Origin of the sequence: Streptomyces sp. NPDC050504 (assembly GCF_044458065.1) — a bacterium.
GTDB lineage: Bacteria > Actinomycetota > Actinomycetes > Streptomycetales > Streptomycetaceae > Streptomyces.
On record NZ_JBITHO010000001.1, the window covers coordinates 1,131,597 to 1,143,627 of the forward strand.

A 12,031-nucleotide genomic window follows, 5' to 3' on the forward strand; every position below is an offset into this window, starting at 1 on the left:
GCGCGGCCGGCCCGGGGAGCCCGGGGCGGCGCGGCATGCCGCGAAGGACGGGGCCGCTACTGGGGCCAACGGGAGATCTGCACGTTCTCCAGCACGCCGACCGCGTCCGGCACGAGGATCGCGGCGGAGTAGTAGGTGGTGACGAGGTAGGACATGATCGCCTGCTCGTTCACGCCCATGAAGCGGACCGAGAGCCCCGGCTCGTACTCGTCCGGCAGACCGGTCTGGCGCAGGCCGATGACGCCCTGGTTGTCCTCGCCCGTACGCATGCAGAGGATCGAGCTGGTCTTCTCGGGCGTGATGGGGATCTTGTTGCAGGGCAGGATCGGCACCCCGCGCCACGCCGGAACCTGCTGGCCCCCGAGGTCCACGTGGTCCGGGTAGAGGCCGCGCGCGTTCAGCTCGCGCCCGATCGCCGCGATCGTCTTGGGGTGGGCGAGGAAGAGCTTGGAGCCGCGGCGGCGGCACAGCAGCTCGTCCAGGTCGTCCGGGGTCGGCGGCCCGGAGTGCGGCTGGATGCGCTGCTTGAAGTCGGCGTTGTGGAGCAGGCCGAACTCCCGGTTGTTGACCAGCTCGTGCTCCTGGCGCTCGCGCAGCGCCTCGACCGTGAGCCGCAACTGCTCCTCGGTCTGGTTCATCGGTCCGTTGTAGAGGTCCGCGACCCTGGTGTGGATCCGCAGGATGGTCTGCGCGACCGAGAGTTCGTACTCGCGGGGCTTCAGCTCGTAGTCGACGAAGGCGCCGGGCAGTTCGTGCTCCCCGGTGTGGCCGGCCGACATCGCGATCTCGGCCTCGCCGCGGTGGTTCTGCCGCTGGAGCGGCAGCGACCTGAACGCCTCGACGTGCTCCCGCAGGCTCGGCGCGCCCGCCAGCACGGCCGCGAAGTCGGCGCGCGACAGCGTCAGCAGGGTGCCGGAGGTCTCGGCCTTCGCGGTGTACTCCCACTGGGCGTCCTCGTCCAGCAGGACGTTCTCCCCGAAGTGGTCGCCGTCGGCGAGCACGTCCAGGACGACGTCGTCGCCGTACTTGCCGACGCCGACCGGGCTGATGCGGCCGTGGGCGATCAGGTGGATCCGGTCCGCGGCCGCGCCGCGCTCGACCAGCGTCTCGCCGAGCCGGAAGTCGCGCTGCACGCAGCGGTCCGCCAGCGCGGCCAGCACCTCGACGTCGTCGAAGCCGCGCAGCAGGGCGAGTTCACCCAGCTCGCGCGGGATCACCCGGACCTCGGCACCGTCCTGGACGAACTCCACGCGCCCGTCGCCGACGGTGTAGGTCAGGCGACGGTTCACCCGGTACGCGCCGCCCTTGGTCTCCACCCAGGGCAGCATCCGCAGCAGCCAGCGGGAGGTGATCTCCTGCATCTGCGGCGCGGACTTGGTCGTGGTGGCGAGGTTGCGGGCGGCCGCGGTGCCCAGGCTGGACTGCTTGGGCTGCTCCAGCTGTGCTTCCGGGCTTGAGTCAACTGTCATCGGGCGAGCTCTCCTTGGTCGGATCGGTCGGCGCACGCGGGCGTGCGCCTGCCGGGCAAGAGGAGGAAAAAGGGGGTAATCGAAAGGGAATCCGTCCAGATCCCGGGGAACAGTAACGGCCGGTTCACCCGTCGGAGCAAGGGAAGCCGTGGACATTAACTCGATACGATGATCGCGCCCGTTCGATGTTTGCCCGGGTACCGATGGGATTCGGACGTGATCGGCAAGACGCCCCGCGCGGCGGCCGAAACTGCTCGTGGCCGGGGCGGCGGGGCGGCGGCGGGCCCGTGCTCCACGTAGGCCCAGGTCGGCGCGGTCGACCGGGCCGGGCGGCGGGACCGCGGGGGCGGACGTCCCGGCCCGGGGCGTGTCCGACGGGCCCCGGCTGGGCACCACTTGCCCCATGGTGACACTGCCGAACGAGATCCGACGGAAGATCGAAGCGCCGCACATCTGGTATGTGGGCACGGTCAACGAGGACGGGTCGCCCCACGTGAGCCCGATGTGGCTGGGACACGACGGCGACCTGCTCCTGTTCAACACCGCGATCGGCCGGGTCAAGGAGCGCAACCTGCGCCGCGATCCGCGCGTGTGCCTGTCGCTCGCGGACCCGGACGACCCCTACGACCGGGTGCAGATCCGCGGCAGCGCCGTCCGGTTCGTGGAGGGTCCGGAGGCGGACCGGAGCATGGACGCGCTGGCGAAGGCTTACCTGGGCACCGAGACGTACGAATGGCGCATTCCCGGCGAGCGACGGGTCCTCATTCTGGTCGAGCCCTCGCGCGTGCGCCGGGTGAACGGGGTCGAACCGCTCCCGCCCGGGGCACCCGGGGCGCGTACTCCGTAGAAGGCGGCCCCCGGGGTGCGCCGGGGCAGGTGGTCAGCCGGTCGACGCGCTTGGCGAGCCGGGCAGCGACATCGGCGGCGCCCTCACCGCGCCCCGTGCGCCCCGTCCCCCGACGTGCCCGCCGCGCGGATGCGGGCGATCAGCAGCGCCACGTCGTCCTCCCCGGGCTCGGACGACAGCCGGGAGAGCGCGGTGTCCAGCATCCGGTCGAGCGGCTGCGCGGGATCCAGGGACAGCGAGGCCAGCTCCGCCAGCGAGTGGTCGATGTCCTGGTCGCGGCGCTCCACGAGCCCGTCCGTGTACAGCAGCAGCGCGGAGCCGGGCGGCAGTTCCACCGGGAGGTGCTCGTAGTGGCTGACGGCCGCGCCGAGCGGGGGACCGACGGGCAGGTGGTCGAGGAGCCGGTTGGGGCGGCCGGGGGCGGCGAGCAGCGGAGGCAGATGGCCGGCGGAGGCGCAGGTCGCGGTGTGCGTACGGGGGTCCAGGGCGATCACCAGGCAGGTCGCCATGCGCTCCAGGTCCAGGACCTGGACGAGCGCGTCGGTCTCGGTGAGGATGCGGTCGGGCGGGAGCTGCTGGTAGGCGAGGGTGCGCACGGTCGCGCGGTACTCGGCCATGGTGGCCGCCGCGTCCAGGCCGTGGCCCATGACGTCGCCGACCACGAGCAGGGTGATGCCGCTCGGCAGGGCGATGGTGTCGTACCAGTCGCCGCCGACCTCGGCGCCCGACCCTGAGGGCAGGTAGCGGCTGGCGCACTCCACGTCGGGGTGCGGGGTGGTGAGCTTGGAGAGCAGGGCCCGCTGGAGGACGACGGCGGTGTCCCGCTGCTTGGCGTAGCGCTGGGCGTTGTCGATGCTGTTGGCCGCCCGCCGCACCAGCTCGGTGATCAGGGACATGTCGTCGTCGGAGAAGGGCGGCCTGCCGTCCGTCCGGCCCAGGGCCACCACGCCGACGGTGTCGTGGCCCGCCGCGAGGGGGACGTAACAGCCCGAGTGCAGTCCGAGCTTGCGGTAGAGATCGGCCCGCTCCTGTTCCCCGAGCAGGTCGAGGCCCTGGAGCTCGATCTCTCCCGCGCGGTTGAGCACGATGGGCTGCTGCTGGTCCACGCAGCGCGTCAGCGCCGACGACGGAGGGGTGGTGAACACCGCTCCGGGGGCGCCGAGGTAGTGCCCCGTCCACTTCAGCGAGCGGACCGTGGTGAGCGCCACGCGCCTCATCCGCAGGGGGCCCGGCGGCAGCGGCAGGCGGTCGAACTGGAGTACGTCGACGGCGGCGATGTCGGCGAGCTGGGACACCAGGAGCTGGGTCAGCTCCTCGCAGGTGCGCTGCATGTCCAGGGTGGTGCCGATGCGGGTGGCGGCCCGGTCGAGCAGGGCCAGGCGTTTCCTCGCCCGGTCCAGGGACTGCCGGATGACCCGGTCGGAGGTGATCTCCAGGACCATCGCCGCGACGCCCAGCGGCCCGTGCTCGGGGTCGTCGAGGCGGTGGTAGGAGTTGTGCCACCAGCGCTGCCCCGAGGGGTGCGCGGACCGGGTGGTGCCGCGCACGGTGATCGAGCGCGGCACGCCGTCCTTCAGTACGGCGGTCAGCGCGTGCTCGGCGCTCTCGACGTTGATGTCGGGCAGCACCTCGCCGATCCTGTGTCCGATGTGTTCGTCGGCGGGCAAGCCGTTGAGCGCGGCCAGGGCCCCGTTCACGTAGCGGTAGCGCAGGGTCCGGTCGAATACGGCGATGCCGACGTCGGCCTGGCCCACCACCTGGCGCAGCAGCCGGTAGTCGGTGGCCCAGGCGTGCAGCTCCGCGGGGAGCGTCCCGTTCGGCAGCGTCTCCAAGCGGGCGAGGGCGGCCAGGGCCTCGGCCTCGGTGAACAGGGCTCGGGCGGGGTCCGGTCGCGCCTCCTTCTCGGTCATGCGGACATCCTCACACCGCGAGCGCCGGACAGCGAGGTGCCTGCTGGTGCGTCGTGACGGGTGTACTGGTGACGGACCGGCCGCGGTACCGCCCGCGGCGCGGTGACGGCCCCTTCGCCGGCGCCCGGCGACGGGGCCCGCGGCGGACCCCGCAGCGGGTTCCGGGCTCCTGGGACGACGTACGATCCCCAGGACCCGGCCTCAGGCACCTTCGGAAGCGAGCGACGACATGGCTGACCGGCAGGAATTCCGCGGTGGTGTGAACGTGGTGCACCGGTGCGGCGACACCGTGCTCCGGCCCTCCTCCCCGGCGGCCCCGGCGATCCACCGGCTGCTGCGGCACCTCCACGACCAGGGGTTCCGCGGCGCGCCCGAGCCGCGCGGCTTCGACGCCGACGGCAACGAACTGCTCGGTTTCCTGGAGGGCGAGGTGCCCGACGTCCTCACGCCGGACCTGCGGACGCCCGAACTCCTCACCTCGGCGGCCACCCTGCTGAGGGACCTGCACGACGCGAGCGCCGGGTTCGTGCCGCGCTCCGACGACCGCTGGCTGCTTCCGGCCCGGGAACCGCGGGAGGTCATGTGCCACGGCGACGCGGGCCAGTACAACTGCGTGGTGCGGGACGGCGTGGCGGTCGGGTTCATCGACTTCGACGCCGCGCACCCCGGGCCGAGGGTCTGGGACGTCGCCTACGCCGTGTACCGGTTCGCGCCCCTCCAGGGACCGGACAACCCGGAGGGCTTCGGCACGCCGCGGAAGCAGGGGCGCAGGGTCGCGGCGTTCTGCCGGGCGTACGGGCCCGGCGTGGGCGCGGATGTCATCGACGTCGTCCCCGACCGGCTGGAGGCCCTCGTCGACTTCATGCACGAGCGGGCCGCGCGGGGCGACGCGGCGTTCCAGCGGCACATCGCGGAGGGCCACGCCGACCTGTACCGGGCGGACGTCCGCCATGTGCGGGCGCACCGGGAAACCCTGCGTGCCGCCTTCGAGGAGGGGCAGCCGCCCCGCGACGGAGCGGCCGCCCCTCAAGCAGGCGGAGCGGCCGCCCCTTAATGAAGGGCGCCCGGGGCGTGCGGTCCCTACCCTGTCGGCCATGGGGGACATACGACGGGGACCGCTGGAGCGCCCGGTGCGCGGGGTGCGGGTGGAGTCCCGGCAGGTGATGGGGTTGTGCATGCCGCTGTACGGCATGGTGGAAGTGGACTTCGAGCCGGTTCCGGAGGGCGTCGCCGCATCGTGCGAACTGGCCTGCGAGCTCCCGGAGGACGCGAGCCTGGCCACCGGGCTGATCCGCGGGGTGCTGCGGGAGCTCGCGGGCGAGTACGACAGCGACGAGCGGCACCGTCCGGGCGGCGCCGTGGCGGTCCGAGCGGTCGTGCGCACGCTCTCGTACAGCCTGGGCGACTCGTGGGAGCCGGTGTTCGTGCGGCTGGGGACCCTGGCGGTGCGCGAGGCCCTGGAGTGCGCGGCCGAGGGCCGCGACCCGCGGTACAGCAGGCTGCGGCTCAGGATGCGGACGGGCCAGGACGGGCTGGTCTTCCGGTGAGGGCGGGGGAGCGGCGGCGGGGGAAGCAGGACCGCGTCCGGTAGCCGGTCGGCGGTCACCGGACGCCGAGCGCCGGATCCGGGTGCCCCGGCCCTGAAGGTCCGGGGCACCCTGGCTCCTCGGCGGTCGTTCACCGCTTGCCGCAGTACTCCGCCTCCAGGATGGGCATCATCGCGGATCCGTCCCAGCTGGAGTTGAGGCTGTACGCGAGCTGGTGCCGGCCGTCCGCCGTGGTGAAGGCCATCGAGAGCCAGCCCGGCATGGCGCCCCCGTGGCCCCACACGGTAGTGCCGCAGCTCGTCCTGATCCGCATGAGGCCGAGTCCGTACGACGTGTCGGGGAACGCTCCCGTCATCGGGACGGTGGTCTTCATCTCCTTGAGCTGCTTCGGCGGCAGCAGGTCGCCGCGCAGCAGCGCCCGGTAGAACCGGTTCAGGTCGCCGGTGGTGGAGATGATGTCGCCGTCCGCCCACCCCTGCGAACCGTTCATCGCGGTGACGTCGTCGATCCGGTCGGGCGCCGACTCGAACAGTTTGGCGTAGCCGCGGCCGCTGGGCCTGGGCAGGTGGACGGAGTTGCCGGGGTTGGTGGTGGCCTTGAGCCCCAGCGGTTCGATGATGCGGTCGCGGACCTCCGCCTCGTACGTCCGCCCCGCGGTCTTCTCGATGATCAGCCCGGCGAGTACGTAGTTGGTGTTGGAGTACGAGTTCCGCGTGCCCGGCTCGAACAGCGGCGCGTGGGAGAGCGCCACCTTCACGTGCTTCCGGGGCGACAGGGTGTCGTACCGGTGCTTGAGGAAGCCGTCGCCCGCGAGGTACGTCCGGTTGTACTCCTCGTCGGCCAGGTAGTCGAAGAGCCCGCTGGTGTGGTTCAGGAGCTGCCGTACGGTGATCTTCCGGCCGTCGTTGCCGTTGCCCCGCACCAGACCGGGCAGGCGGCGCTCCACCGTGTCGTCGAGGCTGAGTCTGCCCTCCGCCTCCATCTGGAGCAGGACGGTGGCCACGAACGTCTTGGTGATGCTGCCGACGCGGAACCGGTCGTTCTTGGCGCGCGGCGCCCCCGTCCGCAGGTTCCCCACGCCCGACGCCGCCGCCCACACCCCGTCGGCGTCGCGTGCCTGCGCCGTGATGCCGGGGACGCCCGCCCGCACCGCCGCGTCGATCGCGCTCCGCGTCGCCTGGTGCCCGGCCCCCGCATTCGCCCCCGTCCTCGCCCCTGCCGCCGCGCCGTCCGACGACGCCTGGGCGGGGGCCGCGAACGCGGTGGCGGCCACCGCTGCCGCCGCGACACCCACCAGGCCCGTCCTCAAGATCTTCCTCAACGCCATGCCGTGCTCCTCGCAACTCGTCCGTCGTCGCCTGCACTCGGCCGTACTCGCGCGTTCCCGTGACAGCGGCGACGCGTCACCGTCCGCGTTGCCCACGGGCCGTACGCGCAGAAAGACCACGCCCGGCGACGAAGTGGTTGAGCGGCTCCCGGAATTGGCCGGATGCGTCGAGCGGGCCCGACAGCGATGTCGGGAGCATGAACCTTTCGACCGGCCGAAATAGGACGCGTCTGGGGCGATGCCTTGCGCCGTGAAGATCGTTGTTGATGGTGAATCCCTCATTCCGCTTATCCATCGACAGGAGATCCGCCCCCATGCCCCAACCGTCGCAGTACACGACCGCGGCACCCCCGCCACCCTCCATGGGACCGGAGCGCAACCCGGTCGACGCCCTCGGCCAGGTGGGCCTGCTGGCCCTCGGCCTCGCCGATCTCGCCCTCGACCAGCTGCGCCGGCTCACCGACCGGGGACAGCGGGTGGCCCAGCGCTCCGACCTGGGCGACCTGGTCACGGACGGCGTGCACGAACTGCACGCGCGCGGTGAGCTCGCGGCCCGGCGGATGTCCCAGAACTCGGACAACTACCTGGAGCTGATGGCCCGCAGGGTCGCGGAACAGGGCCGGTCCAGTGCTGAGTGAGGCGAGGGAGTTCAAGCAGCGGGTCGACGCCTACCTGGTCGGCCTGGCGGAGGGCGAATCGGCCCAGCTGCTCCAGGTGTCGAACGAGCTGGCACCGCTGTGCGAGCAGCTGCGGGGCGCGCTGACCCAGGGCAAGCGCCTGCGCGCGGCGTTCCTCTACTGGGGATGGCGGGCGGCCGGGCAGCCGGACTGCGACGGCATCATCCGCGCGGCGGCGGCCATGGAACTGGTCCACGCGGCGGCGTGCGTCCACGACGACATCATCGACGGCAGCCTCGTACGCCACGGAATGCCCACCGCGCACGTCGCGTTCGCGGGGGCCGGGCTCGGCAGGGGCTCTCCCGCAGCGTGGAGCGAGGGCGAGGGGCAGTGCCGCGACCAGCCCGCCGCGCTGGCGATGATGCTCGGCGACCTGCTGATGGGGTACGCCGGACAGGTGTTCGCCACCTGCGGGCTGCCCGGCGCCTTCGTGGCCCGGACGACACCGCTGTGGTCGACCCTCCTGCGCGAGACCGTCGCGGGCCAGTTCCTGGAGGTCCTGCGCACCGGAGGCGCGGTGCCGAAGGTCGCCGAGTCGCTGGAAGTCGCCCGGTACAAGACGGCCAAGTACACCGTGGAGCGTCCGCTGCACCTGGGCGTGACGCTCGGCGGCGGCTCGGCGCGGTTGCTGGACGCGTTCACCGACTACGGGCTGCCGCTCGGCGAGGCGTTCCAGCTGCGGGACGACCTGCTGGGCACCTTCGGGAACCCCGACGTGACCGGGAAGTCGAACCTGGACGACCTGCGGGACGGCAAGCCGACCGCCCTGATGGCCCTCACCGTCTCGCTCGTCTCCGACGACGACCGGCAGATCCTGGCGAAGACCGTGGGCCGCCCGGACCTCGACGAGGCGGACGCGGCGCGGGTACGGGACCTGATGGTGGACTGCGGCGCGCGCGCCCAGGTCGAGGACATGATCGTCGAACGGCTCGCGCTGGCCCAGCGCGCCCTGGCGAGCACGCCCATGCCCCGCACCGCGCACAACGCGCTGCGCGACCTGGCGACCGCGTCGGTCGACCGTCCCCTTTGAGACAGCCCCTTTGAGACAGCCCCCTTGAGTACGAGAGACAGCGAGAGACCATGACTGCCCGAACAGCCCCTGCCTCCCCGAACTCCTCGACCTCCCCGAACTCCGCCAACTCCGCGAACTCCGAGACGTCCTCCTCCACCCGCCCTTCCTCGGCCAAGCCCTTCTCCACGTCTTCCGCGGAGCCCGCCGACTCCCCGCGGATCACCAACGCGCTGCTCGACAAGTTGAGCCGGCAGGGCGACCCGCTGGCCGACGCGACGGTCGCCGCCATGTTCGAGCGGGGCGAGGTGAAGGACTTCAACACGCTCATGCGGTTCTTCAGCACCGCGGGGAACCGGCTGCCCGACGGGCTGCCGTCGTCCGTCGAATCCTTCCTGCGGACCACCGCGCTGCCGCCCGCCTGGGTGGACTGGGACGTCATGGAACGCGCCCGGCTGTTCTTCATGGACAACGCCCCGCACATCAACACCGGTCTGTCCTTCGCCGCGATGCCCGCCACGTACGCGATTCCGCGCGTCGCCCGGCTGCTCTCCTCGACCCACTCCCTGGACTATCCGTCCCGGCGCATGGCGAACACCGGCCAGTTCGTCACCTACCTCATGCAGACCAACGCCTTCGAAGAGGGCAGCAAGTTCATCCCGGCCGCGCAGAAGGTCAGGCTGCTGCACGCCGCGGTGCGCTACCACCTGAGCCGTTCCGGGCGCTGGGACATCGAGAAGGACGGCCTGCCGCTGTGCCAGGAGGACATGGTCGGCGGGCAGATGTGCTTCTCGATCCTCGTCCTGGACGCGATGCACCGGCTGGGCATCCACATGAGCGAGGAGGGCGCCGAGGCGTACTTCTACGCGTGGACCGTGGTCGGGTCCATCCTCGGCTGCGACATGGAGTCGGCGCCCAAGAACCTCGCCGAGGCCCGTGAGTTCTGCGACCTCTACCTGACGCGCAACCTGGGGCCGTCCGACGAGGGCGTACAGCTGACGCGGCAGCTGGTCAAGATGTACGAGGACGTGGTCCCCGGCACCCTGTTCGACCCGATCGTGCCCGCCACCATGCGCTTCCTCGTGGGCGACACCATCGGCGACTGGCTGCAACTGCCCCGCAGCGCCTGGGACACCGCGGCCAAGGCGATCCCCGTCTTCCTGGGGATGCTGGAGAGCATCGAGGACAGCAGCCCCCTGGGGGAGTGGGCGCTCGACAAGGCGGGGAGCCTGCTGACCACCTTCGAGCTGGCGTCCCTGACCCGGGGCCGGGTGATGCAGTACGCGATCCCCGAGGAGCTGAAGTCGGACTACGGCGTACGCTCCCAGCAGTCACGCACGCAGCGATGGGCGCCCCCGGCCTCCTCGCTCGTGTGACGGACCCTTCGGTGGCCCGTCAGCCGGGTGACGGGCCATCCGGCCGCCCGGGGCTTCGGAGCGGCCCCCCCCGCACGTCAGAGCAACCCGCCCAGCGGCAGGATCCGTTCGGAGATCCGGCCGCGCAGCAGTCCCCCCGCGGTGTCGGCCTCGGCGAGCCAGTCCGCGGCGACCAGCAGTTCGGCGCGTGCGGCGACCTCGTCGGGCGGCAGGGCGCAGAACGCGGCGGCCCCGGCCAGGTCGAGCCCGCCGTCGTCGGCGCTCCCGAGCCGGCCGTCGGGGCGGATCTGGGCGGCGGTGTAGAGCGCCAGGAGCCGGGTGGCGGCGTCCGCCTTCTTCTTGCGCAGCTTCCGGTCGCTCACCACCTTCTGCGCCCAGCCGGACACCCTCGACCGGGTGGCCTTGCCCAGGGTGAACGGGCGCGACCCCTCGGGCAGCAGCTCGGGGACGGTGAAGGGAGTGGGATTCTCGGGGCGGGCGGCCAGTGCCTCGGCCGCCGTGCAGGGCAGGAGCAGCCAGTCGGCCGCGATCAACTGCTCCAGCACGCGCTCGGCGTCGTCCCGCAGCCAACCGCTGAGGTCCTGGCCCGTCACGTTGCCGGTACCGGCGCGCGCGGCCCGCAGCGCGAGCAGGAACACCGCGAGGTGCACGTCGGCCTCGGCGTGCGGCGCGTGGGCCCCGACGTACCGCAGCACGGTACGGGCGTGCGCCGCCTGGCTCCGGGTCAGCAGCCGCTCCACGGTCGACGGGCCGTCGTCGTCCCCGTCGCCCGAGGTCACGCCGAACCGGTTCTCGTACATCTCGCGGCTGCTCCGCGCGGCCTTCTCGGCCCGCTCCGCTTCGAGGCGCAGCGAGGTGTCGGCGGTGACGTCGGCCCACAGGGCGAACGCGCGGGCCTTGCGCTCGTGCAGTTCGGCGAGGAGCAGGAGGTCGGGCTCGGTGCGCTTCTGGTAGGCGCGGAACGCGTCCCCGAGCTCGATGAGTTCGACGCGCAGGGCCTCGGGCCCGAGGTCGGGCGGCACCGTGCGCTGCGCGATCTTCCCCAAGGGCTTCGCCCGGCCGGGCGCCCGGCCCGACGAGGCGGCGCGGGCGGCGGGGACCGTGGCGGATTCGGCGGCCGGGGCGGCGGCGTCCTCGTCGGAGGAATCCGCCGGGGCGGAAACGGGAGAGGAGGATGCCTGGTCGGAGAAGGTCGCCGCCGCGCTGCCGCCCGTCGGCTCCCGCCCCGCCGCCGACGGGTCCGCCGGGGCGGGGCGGGGCGCGGGAGGGGGCGCGGTGTCCAGGACGCGGCAGCCGGTGGTGGCGGCCGCGCAGCGCGCGCAGGTCTCCGCGATGCGCCACAACCGCCCCGTACGGTCCGCGTACACCGACAGCGTCACCGGGCCCCCGCACCGCACCGCGCCCGGCCGGGGGCCGCCGCGCCGCCCGGCGACGGCGTCGGGGTCGGAGGTGTGCCACGCGCAGTCGGCGGCGCGGCAGCCGCACCACGCGTCGCCGCGCGGTCCGCCGCCCGTGCGGATCCTGGCCAGATGCATGTTGACGTGCGCGACGGCGGCCTTGCGGCCCACGGCGGTGCTGGGGAACCGCTCGTCGGCGCACGCGGGACCGGAGCAGGAGAGCCGGACCTCGCTGGCGGACGCGCGGCCGTGGGGATCGAGGCGCACCGTCCACACCCGTCCCGCGACGCGATCCTGCTGCGTGCTCGCCTCCACCACCATGTGCGTACTCCCAGAATCGCTCGACCCGTTGTCCCACGCGGTCCCCATCATCAGGGATCACGGCCGATCAGCCCCCGGGAAACGGAAGTTTCACCCCGGCGCGCCGAGATCGAACTGACTTCCGCCAGTCGTGTGCCCGTCCTGAAGGGGG

At 72.6% G+C, this 12,031-nt stretch carries 10 protein-coding genes; 6 read left to right on the forward strand and 4 right to left on the reverse strand.

Annotated features, from left to right (window positions below; all coding sequences use genetic code 11):
* Window positions 1-56: 56 nt before the first annotated feature.
* Window positions 57-1,469, reverse strand: coding sequence for a family 2B encapsulin nanocompartment shell protein (locus tag ACIBNE_RS04635; protein ID WP_399269453.1), 1,413 nt, complete (start codon window positions 1,467-1,469; stop codon window positions 57-59).
* A gap of 403 nt (window positions 1,470-1,872) precedes the next feature.
* Here ACIBNE_RS04635 and ACIBNE_RS04640 point away from each other — a divergent pair, with 403 nt between their 5' ends.
* Window positions 1,873-2,316 (forward strand): PPOX class F420-dependent oxidoreductase, encoded by a 444-nt coding sequence (locus ACIBNE_RS04640; protein WP_399269455.1) that lies wholly within the window; start codon window positions 1,873-1,875, stop codon window positions 2,314-2,316.
* 83 nt (window positions 2,317-2,399) lie between these two features.
* On the opposite strand, the gene ACIBNE_RS04645 is transcribed toward ACIBNE_RS04640, so the two are convergent.
* Window positions 2,400-4,226, reverse strand: a complete 1,827-nt coding sequence (locus tag ACIBNE_RS04645) for a SpoIIE family protein phosphatase (RefSeq protein ID WP_399269457.1) — start codon at window positions 4,224-4,226, stop codon at window positions 2,400-2,402.
* 229 nt (window positions 4,227-4,455) lie between these two features.
* On the opposite strand from ACIBNE_RS04645, the gene ACIBNE_RS04650 reads away from it, so the two are divergent.
* On the forward strand, window positions 4,456-5,280 hold the full coding sequence (locus ACIBNE_RS04650) for a phosphotransferase (protein WP_399269459.1): 825 nt from the start codon (window positions 4,456-4,458) through the stop codon (window positions 5,278-5,280).
* Between the two features lie 40 nt (window positions 5,281-5,320).
* A complete protein-coding gene (locus ACIBNE_RS04655; RefSeq protein ID WP_399269461.1) occupies window positions 5,321-5,773 on the forward strand; it encodes a hypothetical protein in 453 nt (150 codons plus the stop codon).
* 130 nt (window positions 5,774-5,903) lie between these two features.
* Here the strand turns inward: ACIBNE_RS04655 and ACIBNE_RS04660 are convergent, their stop codons facing one another.
* Entirely contained in the window at window positions 5,904-7,100 is a 1,197-nt protein-coding gene (locus ACIBNE_RS04660) for a serine hydrolase domain-containing protein (RefSeq protein ID WP_399269463.1), read from the reverse strand.
* A gap of 314 nt (window positions 7,101-7,414) precedes the next feature.
* Between ACIBNE_RS04660 and ACIBNE_RS04665 the strand changes: the two genes are divergently transcribed.
* Genes ACIBNE_RS04665 through ACIBNE_RS04675 form a run of 3 tightly spaced genes read left to right on the forward strand, consistent with a single transcriptional unit; the run spans window position 7,415 to window position 10,162 of the window.
* Window positions 7,415-7,738: a hypothetical protein gene (locus tag ACIBNE_RS04665; protein ID WP_399269465.1), complete on the forward strand. Its 324-nt coding sequence runs from the start codon at window positions 7,415-7,417 to the stop codon at window positions 7,736-7,738.
* Window positions 7,728-8,807: a polyprenyl synthetase family protein gene (locus ACIBNE_RS04670; RefSeq protein WP_399269467.1), complete on the forward strand. Its 1,080-nt coding sequence runs from the start codon at window positions 7,728-7,730 to the stop codon at window positions 8,805-8,807. The genes ACIBNE_RS04665 and ACIBNE_RS04670 overlap by 11 nt, the downstream gene beginning before the upstream one ends.
* A 50-nt stretch (window positions 8,808-8,857) precedes the next feature.
* Window positions 8,858-10,162, forward strand: coding sequence for an oxygenase MpaB family protein (locus ACIBNE_RS04675; RefSeq protein WP_399269469.1), 1,305 nt, complete (start codon window positions 8,858-8,860; stop codon window positions 10,160-10,162).
* 77 nt (window positions 10,163-10,239) lie between these two features.
* Here the strand turns inward: ACIBNE_RS04675 and ACIBNE_RS04680 are convergent, their stop codons facing one another.
* Window positions 10,240-11,880, reverse strand: a complete 1,641-nt coding sequence (locus ACIBNE_RS04680) for a hypothetical protein (protein ID WP_399269471.1) — start codon at window positions 11,878-11,880, stop codon at window positions 10,240-10,242.
* Window positions 11,881-12,031 lie beyond the last annotated feature (151 nt).